This is a genomic window from Kitasatospora sp. NE20-6, from assembly GCF_045862635.1.
On record NZ_BPRL01000062.1, the window covers coordinates 24599 to 43009 of the forward strand.

The following is an 18411-nucleotide window of genomic DNA, read 5'->3' on the forward strand; positions in this document are numbered from 1 at the left end:
CAGCTCGACCGATGGGCCACCAACGGTCTCATCCACAAGATCGGCCCGGGCCTTTACGCCGCCACGGAGCGGCCACCAGACCCCTTGCCGCCAGCGGAAATCCGTTAACTACCCGGCCTTGGGTCAAGCCCCCCTTCTGGGACGTCATCGGCCGGGCGGCCTACCTCATCTGGGCAGAGGATCAGCAGGCTGAGGCAGGAGCCTCGGCCACGGACATCTCTGAAGCCGCCTGAGCCTGTTCGGTTGCCTACCGCTCCCTGCGCTCATTCGCCGCAGCCTCTTCCAGCACCGCCTCCTCCAGGGACACCACCCGCGCCGTATTCGGGGCCTTCCCGGGAGTGGGAATGACCTCGATGCGCTGCACAAGCTGCATCAAGGCTGCACGCTTCTCCAGGGGAAGCATCCGCTGCCACAGGTCGGCGAGCCTCGAGTAGTCCTTGGCCGTCGGCATCCTGTGCGCGGACACCATGCTGTTCAGTACCAGCAGCCGCGCCTTGAGGTAGTCGAGGCCAGCCTCCAGTTCCTCCTTCCGGTCTCGGAAGTCCTCCTCGCTCACCAACCCCTTCAAGGCGAAGTCGGTGAGCCTCTTGCGCTCCTCCTCCTTCTCCGTGATCTGGGACTCGACGTTCGGGATGTCGGCGTTCACTGCGGCCACCTTTGCTGCGCGCTTCATCGCCAGCATGCCGGCGTCCTCGTCGGTGGCCCGCTCAAGTAGCCATCCCAGGGCGATTTCGTCGAGCTTGGCCAGCGTGATCGACACACCTGCGCAGACACCCGCATTTGTGCCTGTGCAGCGAAACACCTCGGTTCTGTACTGGCCCATGACCGTGCGACTCATCTTCCGGCGGCAGGTCTGCCCGCTCTTGTCGATGCGCATGCAGATGGCCAGCCCCGAGAACGCGTGCTTCGGCTGACGGTTGAAGGTCGGGCCAGCACGGTTGGCGCGCTTGTCCTTGTACGCTTCCCACAGAGTGAGGTCGATGATCGCCTCATGTTTTCCCTGGGTCCAGATGTCGTAAGACTCGGGCTTGTTGTTCGAGTAGTACTTCTTATCGGTGATGCTTCGTCCCCGCAGAAGTCCGGCGGCGAACCCCGAGTCCATCGCGGTGAGCCAGGAAGCCGGGGGCATGATCTTGCCTCGGATCGACCGGATGCCTCGCTTCTGCATGTCCAGGGCGATGGAACGTATCGACTCGCCCTTCCATACGTAGCGCTCGTACGCCTCCTTGAGCGCTGGGCCCACCTTGGGGTCGATCTGGAGCACACCCTTGCACGTATTGCAGGAGACGTAGTTCCGGCTGTTCTCCTCGCTGCGCCGGCACTCCTTGCAGCGCATGTAGCCGAAGCGCGGAGCCCCGGTGTGGGGGAGTTGGTTGCGGCGCCGACGGGCGGCCGTGTCCTTCCACGTCGAGCCGATGATGCCGGCCTGGAGCTCGGCGACGAGGAGCATCTGGTCACGGCTGAACTTGCCGTGGTATGTGCTGGTGTCGATGTCCTCGGTGGAGGCGATCAGCTCGCCGCCGGCCTCCTGGAGGGCGCGGAGGTTTATCTGGCTCTCGGCGTTGTTGCGGCCGAAACGTGACCATTTCCACACCAGGACGATGTCGGCTTCGCCGTTGCGGACGCGCTCGATAATCGAGGCGATCTGACGCTTGGCGAACGTCTTTCCGGAGAGGTCGAGGTCCTCAACCGGCTTCCCGGCGATCTCGATGCCGTTCTCTTTGGCGTATGTTGCGCAGGAGAAGAGTTGCTCTTCGGGGCTGGCCATTTCCTCGCGCGCCGTGCTGACACGGATGTAGATGATGGCCCGCAGTTTGCGTCCACGAAGTACGGACAGTGCGGCGAGGAGTTTGTTGGGCACCCAGGTCCTCCGGTTGGTGATCGTACGAAGCTATCGTAAGGTGCTCACGTTAATCCTCCAACGCCGTCTCACCCGCGTACGACCTCGCCAACCTGCTGCCGAAGCGGGTCACCTTCCGCACCGGCGCGTTCATCACCGGTGTGGTCGGCGTCGTCATCATGCCGTGGAAGCTGATCTCCGACCCGCACGTCTACATCTTCACCTGGCTCGGCGTCGTCGGGGCCTCCTCGTCGTCGGCGGCTCCTACGGCGGCCCGTTCCCCGCCGACGGCCTCATCCCCCTCCTCAAGCCGCTGGCCGACTACGGCTGGGCCGTCGGTGTCAGCTCCTCCCTCGCGATCTACACCCTGTCCAGCATCGGCAGCCGCTCCCGCACAGTCGCATGACCGTACGGCGGGTGTACGGGAAGCCGTACGGGCCGGCCAGACTCCCTCCGGCGGTCCGTCGGGCGGTTCAGGAGTCGGCCTGTACCCGGCGTACAGGCCGACTCGTCCGCCGCCGGAACGTTGCCTCGGGACGGGACTCTGACCTGCGTCGTCCCTCGCGCAGAGCGGCAAGTCCCAGAACGTCCGAAGGAATGATCCGGCTCGGTGGCAGCGGCGCGATGTGCGCGCGTGGACGTTCGATCGCGCTGCCACGGGAGGTGCGTACTCAGGGCAGGCGCACGGTGTCGACCGTCGGGCAGGTTCGCAAGCCTCCGCGTCGCCTCCCACCGGCCCCACCGCGCCGGTCGACGGCACGCACGACCTCGGCCGCGCCACCGCTGCCCGGACACCCCTGGACGCGGTGCCGATCGGCGAACAGGCCGGCAGGGACAAGAGGTGCATGCGCGGTGGTCATCGACGTCTCCGCTCCTGAACGGTCCACCGCTGCTCCGGGGCCGGAGGAGGACGGCTTCGCGTCGCCCACCCCCGCGCGGGCGGCCCACCCGCACGCCGACGATGCCGCGCGTTCGGGGACGGCCGGGACGGGGCGCGGTGCATCCCGCCGTCGCTCGTACCGGTCCACCTGCGCAGGAGCGCCGCGCTCGCCGAATCCGGTGCCCGGTGCGGTTCGGTCCGTACCCCACGACGGAAGTCCGCGGAAGAACAGAGGGACGAGCCCCAGCCGGCGTACGGCTGGGGCTCGTCTAGGGGGTGCGCACCGGTCGGCAGGCGGAGCCGCCCGCGCCGTGAACCGCTCGTCCACGCGTCGGCGGACCGCAACCGGTCGCGATCACCGCGGACCGGGCAGGGTCAGCGCTGCAGGGTCAGGACACCCGGACGCCACGGCAGCTGGTCGTAGGGGCCGCTCGCGGTGGGGGACTTGCCCTGGTAGAGGAGCTGCAGGTTGCAGGGGTCGATGGTCATGGTCTGGTCGGGGTTGTTGCGGACCAGGTCACCGTGGCTGATGTCGTTGGTCCAGGTGGCACCGCTGTTGGCCTTGCCCGCGAAGGGGCTGCTTTCGCTGCCGGCCTGCGGGGTCCACGAACCGTTCAGGCCGGAGGCCGTGAACGAGCGGAAGTAGCGCCCGTTCGCACCCACCGCCTCGACGATCATGAGGTACTGGTTCTGGCCCTGAACCTTGTAGACCTGCGGCGCCTCGAAGAGGTTGTTCGTCGAGTCGCTCATGACCGTCGTGTACGACGAGCCGAAGCTGCCGGGGAAGTTTCCGATCGGCATGCTCGCCCGGTAGATCTTGCCGTTGTCACCGGCGAAGAACAGGTACATGTTCTGGCCGTCGGCGATCAGGGTCTGGTCGATCGGTCCGGTGCCGGAGCCGGAGATGCTGCCGGTGAACAGCGGCTGCGGCGAGGACCAGCCGTTGGGGTTGGTGGGGTCGCTCGACGTGCGGTAGATGAAGGGCCACGCACCCCACTGGTACGCCAGCACCCAGATGTTCTTGGGCGCGAAGTAGAACAGCGTGGGCGCCACCGCGGACTGGCTCATCCCGTTCTGGCCGGCCGACGCCATGTCCGACCAGTTCGTGAAGGGGCTGAACATCATCGAGCCGTACGAGGATCCCGACACGTTCGACGCGTAGACCACGTGCTTGCCGTTGTACACCACGTCGGTGAAGTCCTTCACCGCGGCCCACCCGTTCGCCGGCTGCGCCAGCGCGCCCGTCGAGGTCCACCGGTACGCCGACGGAAGGGCACACGTGCCGCCCGTCGGCGCGGGCGTGGTCGGGGTCGACGTCCCGGACAGGCCGGTCCACTTCTGGTTGCTGCCGCCGTTGCACGTCCAGATCTCCACCGCCGAGCCGTTGGCCGTGCCGGAGTTCGTGACGTCCAGGCACAGCCCGGACTCCACGCCGACGATCGTGCCGTCGGAGTTCACCCGCCACTGCTGGTTCGCGGCGCCGCTGCAGGCCCAGATCTGCACCCGGGTACCGGCCGTGGTGGCGTGGCCCGGAACATCCAGGCACTTGTTGCCGTACACGGTCAACTGGCTGCCGGACGTCGAGGTCCACAACTGGTTGGTCCCGCCCGAGCAGTCGTAGATCTGCAGCAGCGCGCCGTCGCTCTGACTGGCGTTCGACACGTCGAGACACCGGCCGGAAGCGACACCGCGCAGGGCGCCGCTGGTGGCCGCTTGGGCCGGACCGGCGACGAGCATCGCCGCCAGCGCCACCACGGCCGCGACCATGGCGGTGAGCACCACGGACAGCTGCCTGCGGCTGGAACTTCGTCTGGGCATGGGATCTCCTCTGTGAGTGGATGGAGCTGTCACACGGCTTTGTGATCGTTAACATGCGCATGTCGCCGTGAGCACGCGCACCCAGGGTCGCTCGTCGGCCGGCGCAGGAGCCCCGCCGTTTCCCCGGGTCACGGCCGCCCGGTGATGCGAGGCGGTCTTCCCGGTGGGACGAAGGGATCCGGCGGTGGCGCGCGGCTCAGCTCACCTGAAGTTCCAGTGCTGGTTGGCGCCGCCGTTGGAGTCCCAGATCTGGACGGGAGTGCCGTTGGCGGTCTGGCCGCCGGGCGTCTCCAGTGCCCGGCCGCTGGCGACGTTGACCAGCGTGTAGGAGCCGTCGCTGTTCCGGCCGGCGCGCCAGTGCTGGTTGGCACCGCCGTTGGAGTCCCAGACCTGCAGCCTCGTCCCGTTGCCCGTCTGGTTGCCCGGCTCGTCGAGGGCCCGGCCGCTGGCGATGTTGGTCAGCGTGTAGGAGCCGTCGCTGTTCCGGTCGGCCCGCCACTGCTGGTTGGAGGCACCGCCGGCGTCCCACACCTGCAGCGGGGTGCCGTTGCCGTTCTGTCCCGCGGGCTCGTCGAGAACGCGCCCGGCGGCCACGTCGGAGAGCGTGTAGACGGTTCCGGAGGTGATGTCCCCGCCCGGTGTGCCGCTGCTGCCGCCCAGGGCGGTGAGTGCCGCGCTGTAGGCGGCCTTCTTGTTGCCGCCGTTGTCGAACAGCAGCGGGTTCTCACCGGTGCGCCACGAGTCGCTGTCGCGGATGCCCCACACCGTGATGCCGGTGCACCGGGCGACGTTCATGCAGCTTTTGACGGTGTTGGTATAGGCGGTCGAGGAGGCCTGGGCGATGTCGAGTTCGGTGATCTGCACGTCGACACCGAGGGCGGCGAAGCTCGACAGGGTGGTCGGGAAGTTGGCCGGCTGCCCACCGGTGCCGAAGTGGCTCTGGAAGCCGACGCAGTCGATGGGTACGCCGCGGGACTTGAAGTCCCTGACCATGCTGTAGACGCCCTGGGTCTTGGCGTCGGTCCAGTTCTCGATGTTGTAGTCGTTGTAGCAGAGCTTGGCGGCGGGGTCGACCGCGCGGGCGGTGCGGAACGCCTCCTCGATGAAGCCGTTGCCCAGCACGTTCTGGAACACCGAGCTGCGGTGCTGGCCGCTGCCGCCGTCGGCGAACGCCTCGTTGACCACGTCCCAGGCGTAGATCCTGCCCTTGTAGTGCGCCATCTCCTGGGTGATGTGGTTGTTCATCACGCTGCGCAGGGTGTTGGCGTCGGTGATGGAACCGGCCCAGCCGGGCAGTTGGGAGTGCCAGACCAGGGTGTGGCCGCGCATGCGCTGGCCGTGGGCGGTCGCGTGGCTGACGATCGAGTCGGCGGGGGCGAAGTTGAACGACCCGCGGGAGGGCTCGATGGTGTCCCACTTCATCTCGTTCTCCGGGGTGATCATGTCGAACTCCCGGTCGAGGATGGTGGAGTACGTGGAGTCGCCGAGCTTGCCGGCCGCCACCGCGGTACCGAAGTACCGGCCGGACTGGGCGGCTTGGGCTCCCAGCGTGTTCGCCCCGGCGGCATGGGCCGCGGGGCTTGCGGTGACGACCGTGACCGAGCTGACGACCGTGCATGCGGCCGCCGTCACGACCGTGCGGAGACGGCGCTTCCTGTTGAGCCGTGGCATGACGAATCGTTCTCCTTCTGTGGGGGGTTGCCTGCGCACCGGCCAGGCCCGGAGTCTCGTCCTGACGGTTGTGCGGGCGTGTGCCCGGGCGGGTCGTTCCGGCCGGACAGGGCGGGTGGTGTGCGTCCCGGGCGTGGTGCCTGGTCCCGCCCGGGAGCTGTGCTGTCGGTCGCTCACGCCCTTGTGGGGTCGGGCCGACGGGGGGATCGGCCTGGCTGCCGGCACTCTCTGTTAGCGCTAACAATTCATGGCGGACACGTGCCCTGCCGGTTGGCTGGCACCAGGGCCGACCGTGCGGACTTGTCGACGGCGACAGTGTTGGCCCGGGCTTGACGGGCTGTCAACAGTTTCGACCGGAACGGTGAAAGTATCGGTTGCCCCCGGGCTGGCCCCTGCCTGAAAAGTCACAGGTCAGGCGCTTGGTGGCCGACGCAAACCCGGGGGCTTGGTCAATGCCCCACCGATTTCCCGGCGATCGACCGCCCGTCGCGGGCTGTCGTGCGCGACGGCGGGTCCTTGAGTTTTCGAAAACTCCCGTGACTGCAGCGGCCTCACCGGGGGGCGACTGGCCGCCGCCCCGGGCCAGGTCGGCCCCGGTCGGCCCGGGCCGGGCCGCTGCCTGACCCGCAGGGCAGGCAGCCCGTGCCACCGGTCTCCGGTGCGTCGTCGTCCGACCGCCGGACCGGGAGGCGTCCCCGGACGGATCCCCGCTCAGATCTTCTTCCGCTCCTCCGGGGGCGCGGCCGTGCTGCTGCGGATGGTGAGTGTCGTGGCGATCTCCAGGCCGATCTGCGCGGGCTTCTCGCCGCGGCCGAGTGACAGCGCGAGCTCGGTGGCTGCCGCGGCCATCTCCGTCAGGGGCTGGTGAACGGTCGTCAGCGGAGGTTCCACCCAGGCGACGACCGGCAGGTCGTCGAATCCCACGACGCTCAGGTCGTCGGGGATGGTGAGCCCCAGGTCGCGGGCGGCCTGGTAGACGCCGAGCGCCTGCAGGTCGTTCGAGGTGAAGATCGCGGTGGGCCGGTCCGCCTGCGTCAGCAGCACGCGCGCCGCCTCGCGGCCGTCCTCCCTGGTGAGCGGCGCATTGACCATCAGGCGGGGATCGGCGGCGAGACCTGCGGCGTCGAGGGCGGACGTGTAGCCGGCCTGCCGTGCGCGGAAGCAGGAGACGTCCCGGGGGCCGGTGATCATCGCGATGCGGCGGTGCCCCAGGCCGATCAGGTGCCGTGTCGCGGACTGGCCGCCGCGCCAGTTGGTTGCTCCCACGAAGGGCACGTCGTCGGGCGGCTCGTCGGTCGGGTCGAAGATGACGAAGGGGATGCCCTTCTCGCTGAGCCGTTCACGCTCCTGGTCGGACAGCTGGGCCACGGACAGGACGCAGTTCGGGCGGCGGCCCACCATGTCGTCCACGGTGCGGGTGGGCGCGTCGTGGAGGCCGAACTCCGAGACCATCATGCCGACCCGGTTCTTGCCGGCCACTCGTTCGACACCGCGGATGATCTCCACCGCCCACAGGCTCTTCAGCTCGCGGAAGACCAGCTCCACGGTGTTGTTGCGACTGCCGGGGGGTTTCTTGTAGCCGTACCGGTTGATCGCCTCCTCGACACGGGTGCGGGTGTCGCCGGAGACGCCGGGCCGGCCGTTGAGCACCTTCGAGACGGTGGGGACCGAGACGCCGGCCGACTCGGCGATGTACGCGATGGTGACCGGCCCGCGCGGTTCGCCGGGCGGGTCCTGCGGGTCTTCCGTCGACACGTCCGAGCCGTTTTCCGCCACAGTCGCCTTCCTTCGTCGCAGCTGGAGGGTCACCTCCGGGCTCACGGGGCTGCCCGGCCTTTATGTTTCGGTGCTGCCGTCATCATTGTGGCACTTCGGGCGGGCCGGGCGGGCAGCCGGACGCGCTCCTCGGCCTCGGTCCGGAACGCCTGTGTTTCGCGCCCGGGCGGGCTCGTCCGGAGGCCGGGGCGCGGGGGTCGGCCCGGCCACGGCGCAGTGCCGTCGTGACCGGGCCGATGCCGTTCCTCCGTCCTCGTCAGCGGTCACCGGGGAGGTAGTCGAACCAGTCGAAGTGCACGGCGCCGTCTGCGGCGTACAGGCCGACGACCCGGCCGGTGAAGCCTCCCGCGACTTCGGTCGAGAGGTAGCGGCCGTCCAGCGAGGCCAGGTCCGTCGCCGTCCCGTCGGACGACTCGACACCGAAGACCAGGCTGTCGGGGCCGGTGCGCGCGTCATGGGGTTCGGGGGCCCTGCCGGTGCGCACGGTGAGGACGACGGGCCCCTCGGGCAGTGCGAGTTCCGCTGCCACGGTGCGCAGCGATCCGATGCGGGCGATCACCCGGGCCGTGCCGTCGGGCCCGGCCTCGACGGCGTAGTGGTGCCGGTCGTCGAGGCGGACGGCGAGGCCGCCGCTGCCCTCGGCGGGGTCGATCAGGGTGCGTGCCCGGAAGGCGAGGTGCTGCTGGCGCCGTCCCAGCAGGACGGCATCGGATTCGTCCAGGGACGTGCCGCGGGCGCGCAGGGTGAGCCAGCCGGGGCGTTCCCCGGTGCTGTAGTGCTCGGCGGGGCGGTCGAGCAGGGAGATCCAGGAGTGCCGCAGCTCGGCGGAGTCGAAGTCGTCGCGCCCGGCGGACGGAGGTGTCGGCACCAGCGGCCATGGCATGGCGGGGAGTTCGGGACCGACCTCGCCGACGACGGGCCAGCCGTCGGCCCAGGAGACGGGGGCCAGGAAGGTCTCCCTGCCCAGGACGTGCCAGCCGGGGGTGCCGCCCTGCGGGCGGACACCGAGCAGCACCATCCACCAGGAGCCGTCCACGGCCTGGACGAGGTCGGCGTGGCCGGTGTTCTGGATGGGCCCGCTGGTGCTGCGGTGGGTCAGGATCGGGTTGGCCGGGCAGGGTTCGAAGGGGCCGTCGGGCGCGGAGGCGCGGGCGACGGAGACGCCGTGGCCGCGTTCGGTGCCGCCTTCGGCGATCAGCAGGTACCAGTGGTCACCGATGCGGTACAGGTGCGGGGCCTCCGGGGCGGCGGCGCCCGGGGTGCCGGACCACACCGGCCGCGGCTCGCCGAAGGTCTCGCCCGTGCGGGGGTCGATGCGGACCTGTGCGACCCCGGCGACGGTGCACCAGCAGGTGCCGTCCTCGTCCCAGGCCAGGTCGGGATCGATCCCGGGGACACCGGGGAGGAAGACCGGGTCGGACCACGGGCCGGCGGGGTCCGTCGCGCTGACGACCAGATTGCCCTCGCCCGGGGCGACGTTGGTGACGATCAGCCAGAACCGCCCGTCGTGGTGGCGCAGGGTGGGCGCGTACAGGCCGCCGGAGGAGGGGGTGTCCCGGGGCAGGCGGAGCTGACCGGGCCGGTCCAGGGCGTTGCCGATCTGCGTCCAGTTCACCAGGTCCCGGCTGTGGAACACGGGGATGCCCGGGAAGTACTCGAAGCTGGAGCAGGCGAGGTAGTAGTCCTCGCCGACGCGGCAGATGCTGGGGTCCGGGTGGAACCCCGGGATCACCGGGTTGGCGGCGGGCGCCGGTGCGTACTCGTCGGACACCTCTGCAGGTCCTTTCGGCAGGATGGTTCGGTCGGGAACGACCCGGATGCGCCGTGCGCACGAGTCGGTGGCCGGTTGCGGCACCGATGGCGCCGGTGGCGCCGTGGTGGGCGTGGTGACGGTTCGGGGCGGGGAGGCCCGCGTACCCGGGGCGGCAGCCGGAGCACGGTTGCCCCGCGCCCCGTGTCCGTGCTCCGGCGGCGGTCGCCGCAGCCCCTCGACGCCACTGGTGAAGCGCTTCGACGCTGGCATGCATCCAATCCCGTGTCAAGAGAAAGTTTCGCGGAAACTTTAACGACGATGGGAGTTGATGTTTCTCTTCGCGGACATCGCCGCACTGCAGCGCCACGCCACCGCCGGCCTGCTGCTCCCCGACGGGCACGGCGGGTGGCGCTGCCGGGAAATCGCCTTTCGCGTGGCGCCACCGAGCGCTAGTGTCCGGGTACGCCGAGTTGATCCACGAGGAGTTGCAGACATGGCCGGTCGCCCGAGCGCGCGTTGACGTCGTAGGCCGATCGGCCTGTCATCGCGTGCTGCCCTTGATGCTGCGGCACAGCGAGCCCTCTCCTGCCCGAACCGTCGGCGCACCCGTCGTGCGCCCGGTGGCGGGCCTCGTTGTCGGCAACCCGAGGGATCCCCGTGCCGTCCACCTCCTCCGCCGTGTCCGATTCCGGGCGGCGCACTCCGTCAGGCCTGTGGCGGGACAGCGACTTCCGCAGACTCTGGGCGGGGCAGTCCGCCTCCCAGCTCGGGGAACACGCGGGTCTGGTCGTTCTTCCGCTCTTCGCCGTCCTGACGCTCGGTGCCAGTGCCACCCAGCTGGGCGTCCTGCGCGCCGTGGGCCAGGCGCCGGTCCTGCTGCTCTCGCTCCTCGTCGGCGCATGGGTGGACAGGTGGCGCACGTGCACCGTGATGGTGCTGTCCGACATCGGCCGGGCCGTGGCCCTGGGCGCCGCCGCCGTGGCCGGCCTCCTCGGACTCCTCGGCCTGCCCGCGCTGTTCGTGATCGCCTTCGCCACCGGGGCCCTTTCCGTGTTCTTCGACGTCGCCTACCAGGCCTCTCTCGTGCGGCTGGTGCAACGCGATCGGCTGGTGCAGGGCACCAGCGCGCTCGAAGGCAGCCGGTCCGCCGCCCAGGTGGCCGGTCCCGCCCTCGGCGGTGCGTTGGTGTCCCTGCTGTCGGCGCCGATCGCTGCAGCCTCCGGCGCACTGTTCTTCGCCCTGTCGTTCCTGTCGATCCGTCGGATCCGCCGGGTCGAGTCGGTTCCGGGCCGGCCGGAACGTCCCGCCCGGATCTGGCGACGCATCCATGAGGGTCTGCGTCTCGTCGCCGGCGATGCCGCCCTGCGGGCCGTGTGCCTGGCCTCGGCCGCCTTCCAGTTCTCGTTCGCGGCCGTGACGACCGTCTGGCTGGTCTTCCTGCCGCGGGAGCTCCACCTGTCCGGCACCGCCGTCGGCCTGGTGCTCGCGGCGACGGGGCCGGGCGCGCTCCTGGGCTCCGTGCTTGCCGCCCGCCTGCCGAACCGGTTCGGCTACGGCCCGGTGCTCGTGGCCGCGGCGGCACTCGGCGACGGCGCGTTCCTGTGCGTACCCGCGCTGCACGGCTCCGCCGCGGTGACCGTTCCCGCGCTCCTGGCGGTCAACTTCGTGTTCGGGGCCGGCGGTCAGTTGGTGAACGTGGCGGTCATGGCCGTCCGGCAGGCGGTCACTCCGGACGGCATGCACGGCCGCGCGGCCGCGACGATCACGTGGGTCGGCATGGGACTGTCCCCGATCGGCTCCCTGCTGGGCGGATTCCTCGCCGAGGAGTGGGGGCTGCGCACCGGTCTCCTGGCGACGGCGGCAGGCATGATGCTGTCCCCGGTGGTGATGGCCCTGTCCCCGCTCGCACGCCTCGGACGGACGCTTCCGGCCCCGCAGGATGCGCCGGCGCAGCCGCCGAAATAGTAGCCATGGACATAATATCCATGTACTCTTTCGAGCATGAGCAAAGGTTCCCCGGGCCCCACGCCCGGCTTCCTGGTGTGGCGGCTCGCCAACAAGTGGCGCGTCGCGGTCGATCGCGCGGTGGCCCCGCTGGGCCTCACCCACGCGCAGTACTCGCTGGTCGCGTCGTTGTACGGGATGCAGCGCGACGGCGAGCGGCCCAGCCAGCGCCGGCTCGCCGACCACACCGGCCTGGAGGCGCTGTACGTCTCGAAGCTGGCACGCGCACTGGAGTCGGCCGGCCTGATCGAGCGCACCCGCGACCCCCGCGATCCGCGCGCCGTGCAGCTTGCCCTCACGGAGCAGGGGCAGGCCGTCACGCGGCAGGCCCTCGTGGTGGTCCAGGAACTGCTCCAGCAACTGCTGGAGCCCCTCGGCGGCCTCGGCGCCCCGCGGGCACGCGCGTTCACCGACGAGCTGACGGCTCTGCTCGACGTACCTCTCGCTCCATCCGTACCGATCGACGAGAACACTCAGGGGGCAACACCATGACCACCACCACCACCACCGCACCTGCCGCCGACGCCCGGGCCCTCGGCCTGGCCCACTACGCCGCCCGCGGCGTCCTGGAGCGCGTCCTGGCCCGGCACGGCATCACGTTCCAGCAGCAGATCGCCCTGCGCGCGGTCGTCACCGCCGATGCTCCGCAGACGCCGGACGATCTGGTCTCCCAGGTCCAGGGCTCCCTCAAGGCCGATCCGGCCGACATCCGCGCCACGTTCGACGAACTGCTGGCCCGGCAGCTGCTCGTCGCGGACGGCGGGCACCTCCGCCCCACGGACGCGGGGCGCGAACTGCTCGCCGCCGCCGCCGCGGAGTCCGCCCCCGTCTCCGCCCGCATCTGGGGCGGGATGCCCGCCGACGACCTCGCCGCCGCCGGCCGCGTCCTCGCCCTGGTCACCGAGCGCGCCAACGCGGAGCTCGCGAAGCTGGCTTGACGGTTCGACGCCTTGGCCGCCCCCCGGCTTCCGTCGGGGCGGCCGTCCGGGCCGTGACGGCCGCTCGCGGGAAACCCGGGCGACGCAGGACGGAGCCTTGGTGGTCGGCTCCGGAAGCCCTGCGGGGGGTCGGATCCGGAGCCGGTCGTGGGCATGTGTGTGGTCAGGTGTCGAGGGGCGGCGCGGTGGAGCCGGGCGGGGCAGTCGACTACCGCGCCGAATCGGTGTCGTAGACGTCCCGGGCCCGCTCGACCTCATCCAGGTTGGTGGCGGCCCATTCGGCGAGATGGGCGAACAACGGCGCGAGGCTGCGGCCGAGTTCGCTGATCTCGTACTCGACCCGCGGTGGGACCTCCGGGTGGTAGGTGCGCAAGACCATGCCGTCGCGTTCGAGTTGCCGCAGCCGCTGGGTCAGCACCTTCGGTGTGATGGTGGCGACCCGTCGTTGCAGCTCTACGAACCGTTGCCGGCCGTGCATGTTGAGGGTCCACAGGATCGGCGTGGTCCACCGGCTGAACACGATGTCCACGACCGGGCCGATCGGACAGGCGTGTTCGGCGTCGGTCGGCGCGAGTGCCGTCCAGGTCGCATGGTCGGCCACGTTGCTCCCTGATGCATAGTCACTTTCCTGTAGGTACCTACTATACCGGCGGTGTTAGCCTCGCCGGGTCGCGACGAGGCCCCCTGGCCTGCGATGTTCTCGCCCGCTCAGGCGTGAAGAACACAGTGAAACGGCACGGGAGTTGTTCATGATCGTAGTGATGGGAGCGACCGGCAACGTCGGCCGACCGCTCGTGGAGGCACTCGCGGCGGCCGGTGAGCAGGTGACGGCGGTATCCCGAAGCGTCTCGGACGCAGTCGTGCCGAAGGGCGTCCGGCACCGGCAGGCTGACCTGACCGTCCCGGAGAGCCTTCGGCCCGTCCTCGACGGCGCTGACGCCCTGTTCCTGCATGACGGCGGCGGCAGTGCCGCTCTGTTGAACCCCCGGGACATCGTCGACGTCGCGAAAGCCGGCGGAGTCGGACGTATCGTGCTGCTGTCCTCCATAGGAGTCGCCACCCGACCGCAGTCGTCCTCCCACGGAGGCATGATGCGGTCCATCGAGGACGGCGTCCGGCAGTCGGGCATGGACTGGACGATCCTGCGGCCCGGTGGCTTCAACTCCAACGCGTACGCGTGGGCCGAGTCGGTCCGCGCGCAGCGGACGGTCGCCGCGCCGTTCGGTGACGTCGGCCTGCCGACCGTCGACCCGGCCGACATTGCCGAGGTCGCGGCCACGGCCTTGCGCGAGGACGGACACGCCGGGCAGTTCTACGAGTTGACCGGGCCCGCCCTCAGCACACCCCGGCAACGGGCCGAGGCGATCGGCGACGCGCTCGGCGAGCCCATCCGGTTCGTCGAGCAGACCCGCGACGAGGCGCACGCGCACATGGTGCGGTTCATGCCCGAGCCCGTGGTCGCGACCACCCTCGATGCCATCGGCGAGCCCAACCCCGCCGAGCAGCGGATCAGCCCCGACGTCGAGCGGGTCCTCGGCCGCGAGCCCCGCACCTTCGCCGACTGGGTCCAGCGTCACATCGCCGCCTTCCGGTAGGAGCGGCACCTGCGCTGCCGGCCCCGGCCGGGGCCACCCGGGGACCTGCACCAGCGATGCCACCCGGATGCCCCGGCTCGGCGGACGGCGATCCCGGACAGGCGCACGCATCGTGCTGTCGACGGCACACGGGCGAGCCGACGCGCGCATCGCCCGTGAGACCGCGGTCCACGTGGACACCGTGCGGAGCCGGCGGGTCCGGTCCGCCGAACAGGGCCTGCCCGGCTTGCCGACCGCAAGCGCCCGGGCCGACCCGCCTCCTTCACCGCGCTTCGGACCGCAGGTCAAAGCCCTGGCCCACCTGGCCGCCCACGACGTCCACCACGCCCGGGTCTTCGGCCGCTGCGAACTGCTCACCGGTATCGACCCGTTCATGACTCCGGCCGCCCGGGTCATGAGCCAGGAGCCGTACGCCGGTGCCAAGCGCGTGTTTCGGGTCGTGGACAACGGCTCCTCCCACCGCGGCAGGACGGCCGCCGTCCGGCCGGCCGCCGCGTTCCCGAACGCGGTGCCGGTCCACACCCCGGTGCACGCGTCCTGGTCGAACCCGGTGGAGATCTTCTTCTCCGTCGTGCAGCGCAAGGTCGTCCAGCCCGACGACTTCACCGACCTCGCCCAGGCCAGGGGCCGGCTCCAGGCCTTCGAAGACCGCTGCAACGCCATGGCCCAGCCGTTCCGGTGGAGGTTCACCGCCTCCGACCTGGACGATCCACCGGCCCGGCTCGACCGGCGCACACTCGACCGGCAGGAATCCTCCGCCGGACCGGCAGCCTGATCAACCCCCGAAGGACTTCCGGGCGCGACCGCCTAGCCGCTTGAAGCGTGATGCAAACACCGGGCCCGAAAAGATCACTGCATCGGGCTATAGCCGTGGGATTGCGGGGCCGATCGGCGCTGCCGACGGCTAACTTCCTCCTGGAGACGAGCGGATCGCGCGGTATGCGCGAATTGCACGGGCATCCGCCTGTTCGTCCCCGGCCGCAGAGAACACGGATGCGTGCCGGGCACCGTTCCTATGAAGGAGAGCCCGCCCGATGACGGTGGACACCAGCCAGCACGCGCAGTCGGAGCCGACCGGGCAGAGCAGCCTGGGCACGGCGGCTGCGCGCAACCTTGCCACCACCACCAAGTCCGCTCCGCAGATGCAGGAGATCACCTCCCGCTGGCTGCTGCGGATGCTCCCCTGGGTGGAGACCAAGGGCGGCACCTACCGGGTGAACCGGCGGCTGACCTACACCGTCGGGGACGGGCGCATCGATTTCGTCCAGGACGGCGCCCGCGTGCAGGTGATCCCCCGTGAGCTCGGCGAACTCGCCCTGCTGCGCGGCTTCGACGACGTGGCCGTCCTGACCGCGCTCGCCGACCGCTGCGTCCAGCGCGAGTTCCGTGCGGGCGAGGTGCTCGCCGAGCGGGGCACTCCCGCCGAGGCGATCCAGCTGATCGCCCACGGCCGGGTCAGCCAGACCTCCGAAGGCCGTTACGGCGAGGTGGTGGCGGCCGGCGTGCTGGCCGACGGCAGCCACTTCGGCGAGAACGCCCTGCTGGACGCCGACGCGAGGTGGGAGTCCACCGCCACGGCCGAGACCGCCGGCACCCTGCTCACCCTCGCGCGCGCCGACTTCCAGGCCGTGCTGTCCGCGGCGCCGGGCCTCCGGGCGCACCTGGAGCGGTTCGCCGAGATTCCGCTCCAGCGGCAGAACCGGCACGGCGAGGCCGAGATCGCGATGTCGGCCGGCCACACCGGCGAAGCCGAGCTGCCCGGTGCGTTCGTCGACTACGAACTCAACCCGCGCGAGTACGAACTGTCCATCGCCCAGACCGTACTGCGGGTCCACACGAGGGTCGCCGACCTCTACAACGAGCCGATGAACCAGACCGAGGAGCAGCTCAGGCTCACCATCGAGGCGCTACGCGAGCGCCAGGAGTACGAGCTGATCAACAACCGCGAGTTCGGGCTGCTCCACAACGCCGCCTTCAAGCAGCGGATCCAGACCTACTCCGGTGCGCCGACCCCGGACGACCTCGACGAACTGCTCTGCCGCCGACGTGGTTCCCGGTTCTTCCTCGCCCACCCCAGGGCGATCGCCGCCATCGGCCGTGAGTTCAACTCCCGCGGGCTCTACCCGGACCACGTCGACCTCGGCGGGCAGCAGGTCCCCGCCTGGCGCGGAGTCCCGATCCTGCCGTGCAGCAAGATCCCGATCACCAAGGAGAACACCACCTCGATCCTCGTGATGCGGACCGGGGAGGACAAGCAGGGCGTCATCGGCCTGCACCAGACCGGCCTGGCGGAGGAGTACGAGCCGGGTCTGTCGGTTCGGTTCATGGGGATCGACGATCGGTCGATCATCTCCTACCTGGTCAGCACCTACTACTCCGCAGCGATCCTGGTGCCCGACGCGCTCGGCGTGCTGGAGGACGTGCAGATCGGCCGCAGGCACGGCTAGACCTGCCTCCGCCCGATCCTGCCGGCCGCGCCCGCGACGTGCGGTGCGGTGCGGTGCGGTGCGCCGCGGCACCCGGTCGGCTCCGGGTGCCGGGGCCGGCCGAGTGCTGCGCCGCTCCGGCATGGCCCGCTCCGGCGCCGCCCGTCCCGCAACGGCGCCGCCCGTCCCGCAACGGCCCGGCCCGGCACGGTCGGCCATGGTCCGGAAGAGATGGTCCGGAAGACGGCGCCCGAAGGGCCCGCCCGGTGCAACCGCAGCACATTCCCCTCGGTCCGGCCCGGCATGCCCCGGGATCCGTGACGTCCCACCACTCACCCAGGAGCTACGGATGCCCGTTCCTGCGCCTCCCCCCGCGCAGTCGAGGCTGTCGTCCGCCGCGGCCCGCCCAGGGCCCCCCACGCACGGCCGCGGTGCCGTGACCGGCACCGGAGCCGGGGGTGGCAGCCTCTTCGGACCGCCCTCGGTCCCCTTCCCCGCCCCGGCGGTCGTCCCCGCGCCCGCGGTCGTCCCCGCGCCCGTCGGCGAGCCGGTCGGCGGCCCGGCCGTGGACGCCGCGCCGCAGGGTGCTGCCGCGGCGCGGACACCGCGCCCCGCGCTCGAACGGATCCTCCGCGGCCCGAGCGGCCTGGGCACGGCGGGGCTGTACATGACCCGTCACGAGGAGCCGGCGGCGCTCACGGAGCCGGCGGCGCCCGTGGCACCGGCGGCGGGCCGTCCGGTGCCGGGTCTCTACCACCACCCGGTGGCGGAGCCCGATCCCGTACGGGTGGAGGAGGTCGGCCGCCGGATCAAGGCCTGGGCGGTGGACGAGGTCGAGCTGTTCCCCCCGGACTGGGAGGACCAGTTCGACGGGTTCTCGCTGGGGCGCTACATGGTCGCCTGCCATCCCGACGCCCCCACCGTCGAGCATCTGATGATCGCCACGCGGCTGATGGCGGCGGAGAACGCCCTGGACGACGTCTACTGCGAGGACCACGGAGGCTCACCCGTCGGACTCGGCGGCCGCCTGCTGCTGGCCCACACCGCGCTCGACCCCCTCCACACGACGACCGAGTACCAGCCGGACTGGGCGGCATCGCTCCGGTCGGACGCGCCGCGGCGCGCCTACCGCTCGGCCATGCAGTACTTCACCCAGGAGGCCAGTCCCTCCCAGGCCGACCGGTACCGGCACGACATGGCCCGGCTGCACCTGGGGTACCTCGCGGAGGCGGCCTGGGCCGAGACGGACCACGTGCCGGAGGTGTGGGAGTACCTGGCGATGCGCCAGTTCAACAACTTCCGCCCCTGCCCCACCATCACCGACACCGTCGGCGGCTACGAACTCCCCGCGGACGTGCACGCGCTGCCCGCCATGCAGCGGGTCATCGCGCTCGCGGGGAACGCCACCACCATCGTCAACGACCTGTACTCGTACACCAAGGAACTCGCCGGTCCCGGCCGGCACCTGAACCTTCCGGTGGTGATCGCCGAACGTGAGGACTGCTCCGTCCGCGATGCCTACCTGAAGGCCGTCGAGGTCCACAACGACCTGATGCACGCCTTCGAGGCCGAGGCCGCCGACCTGGCCGCCACCTGCCCGGCCCCGAACGTGCTCCGCTTCCTGCGGGGCGTGGCCGTGTGGGTCGACGGCAACCACGACTGGCACCGGACCAACACCTACCGCTACAGCCTGCCCGATTTCTGGTAAGA

12 protein-coding genes and 2 pseudogenes are annotated in these 18411 nt (G+C 70.7%); 8 read left to right on the forward strand and 6 right to left on the reverse strand.

The annotated features are described in order from the left end of the window. Positions 1-247: 247 nt before the first annotated feature. Positions 248-1861 (reverse strand): recombinase family protein, encoded by a 1614-nt coding sequence (locus tag SNE206_RS31675; protein ID WP_407916982.1) that lies wholly within the window; start codon positions 1859-1861, stop codon positions 248-250. Between the two features lie 53 nt (positions 1862-1914). Between SNE206_RS31675 and SNE206_RS31680 the strand changes: the two are divergent. Continuing rightward, positions 1915-2246 (forward strand): annotated as a pseudogene (locus SNE206_RS31680) (cytosine permease); the annotation flags it as partial. Positions 2247-3095: 849 nt separating this feature from the next. Here the strand turns inward: SNE206_RS31680 and SNE206_RS31685 are convergent. From SNE206_RS31685 to SNE206_RS31700, 4 genes and pseudogenes are all read right to left on the reverse strand, one after another. Further along, entirely contained in the window at positions 3096-4538 is a 1443-nt protein-coding gene (locus SNE206_RS31685) for a non-reducing end alpha-L-arabinofuranosidase family hydrolase (RefSeq protein ID WP_407916983.1), read from the reverse strand. A gap of 204 nt (positions 4539-4742) precedes the next feature. Further along, positions 4743-6209 (reverse strand): annotated as a pseudogene (locus SNE206_RS31690) (endo-1,4-beta-xylanase); the annotation flags it as partial. A 711-nt stretch (positions 6210-6920) separates the two neighbouring features. Then, positions 6921-7985 (reverse strand): LacI family DNA-binding transcriptional regulator, encoded by a 1065-nt coding sequence (locus SNE206_RS31695; protein WP_407916984.1) that lies wholly within the window; start codon positions 7983-7985, stop codon positions 6921-6923. A 256-nt stretch (positions 7986-8241) separates the two neighbouring features. Beyond that, a complete protein-coding gene (locus tag SNE206_RS31700) occupies positions 8242-9756 on the reverse strand; it encodes a glycoside hydrolase family 43 protein (protein WP_407916985.1) in 1515 nt (504 codons plus the stop codon). A gap of 639 nt (positions 9757-10395) precedes the next feature. Between SNE206_RS31700 and SNE206_RS31705 the strand changes: the two genes are divergently transcribed. From SNE206_RS31705 to SNE206_RS31715, 3 genes are read left to right on the forward strand one after another with little or no spacing between them, the layout of a single operon-like run. Continuing rightward, the gene (locus SNE206_RS31705) at positions 10396-11703 is read left to right on the forward strand and encodes an MFS transporter (RefSeq protein ID WP_407916986.1); all 1308 of its coding nucleotides are present in this window, start codon (positions 10396-10398) and stop codon (positions 11701-11703) included. Positions 11704-11739: 36 nt separating this feature from the next. Continuing rightward, on the forward strand, positions 11740-12234 hold the full coding sequence (locus SNE206_RS31710; RefSeq protein WP_407916987.1) for a MarR family winged helix-turn-helix transcriptional regulator: 495 nt from the start codon (positions 11740-11742) through the stop codon (positions 12232-12234). Beyond that, positions 12231-12680 (forward strand): MarR family transcriptional regulator, encoded by a 450-nt coding sequence (locus SNE206_RS31715; protein WP_407916988.1) that lies wholly within the window; start codon positions 12231-12233, stop codon positions 12678-12680. Before SNE206_RS31710 ends, SNE206_RS31715 begins: the two co-directional genes overlap by 4 nt. A 208-nt stretch (positions 12681-12888) precedes the next feature. Here the strand turns inward: SNE206_RS31715 and SNE206_RS31720 are convergent, their stop codons facing one another. Continuing rightward, positions 12889-13281: a winged helix-turn-helix transcriptional regulator gene (locus SNE206_RS31720; RefSeq protein ID WP_407916989.1), complete on the reverse strand. Its 393-nt coding sequence runs from the start codon at positions 13279-13281 to the stop codon at positions 12889-12891. 148 nt (positions 13282-13429) lie between these two features. Here SNE206_RS31720 and SNE206_RS31725 point away from each other — a divergent pair, with 148 nt between their 5' ends. The 4 genes from SNE206_RS31725 (at position 13430) to SNE206_RS31740 (ending at position 18409) form a co-directional block, all read left to right on the forward strand. Next, positions 13430-14275 (forward strand): NAD(P)H-binding protein, encoded by an 846-nt coding sequence (locus SNE206_RS31725; protein WP_407916990.1) that lies wholly within the window; start codon positions 13430-13432, stop codon positions 14273-14275. A 226-nt stretch (positions 14276-14501) separates the two neighbouring features. Further along, positions 14502-15050: a hypothetical protein gene (locus tag SNE206_RS31730; RefSeq protein WP_407916991.1), complete on the forward strand. Its 549-nt coding sequence runs from the start codon at positions 14502-14504 to the stop codon at positions 15048-15050. A 259-nt stretch (positions 15051-15309) separates the two neighbouring features. Continuing rightward, positions 15310-16722 (forward strand): family 2B encapsulin nanocompartment shell protein, encoded by a 1413-nt coding sequence (locus SNE206_RS31735; RefSeq protein WP_407916992.1) that lies wholly within the window; start codon positions 15310-15312, stop codon positions 16720-16722. A gap of 328 nt (positions 16723-17050) precedes the next feature. Continuing rightward, on the forward strand, positions 17051-18409 hold the full coding sequence (locus tag SNE206_RS31740) for a family 2 encapsulin nanocompartment cargo protein terpene cyclase (protein ID WP_407916993.1): 1359 nt from the start codon (positions 17051-17053) through the stop codon (positions 18407-18409). Positions 18410-18411: the final 2 nt, after the last annotated feature.

Coding starts and splice junctions, on each gene's coding strand:
- SNE206_RS31685 (WP_407916983.1), bottom strand. CDS start 4,538: ATGCCCAGACGAAGTTCCAGCCGCAGGCAGCTGTCCGTGGTGCTCACC.
- SNE206_RS31710 (WP_407916987.1), top strand. CDS start 11,740: ATGAGCAAAGGTTCCCCGGGCCCCACGCCCGGCTTCCTGGTGTGGCGG.
- SNE206_RS31715 (WP_407916988.1), top strand. CDS start 12,231: ATGACCACCACCACCACCACCGCACCTGCCGCCGACGCCCGGGCCCTC.
- SNE206_RS31725 (WP_407916990.1), top strand. CDS start 13,430: ATGATCGTAGTGATGGGAGCGACCGGCAACGTCGGCCGACCGCTCGTG.
- SNE206_RS31735 (WP_407916992.1), top strand. CDS start 15,310: ATGACGGTGGACACCAGCCAGCACGCGCAGTCGGAGCCGACCGGGCAG.
- SNE206_RS31740 (WP_407916993.1), top strand. CDS start 17,051: ATGCCCGTTCCTGCGCCTCCCCCCGCGCAGTCGAGGCTGTCGTCCGCC.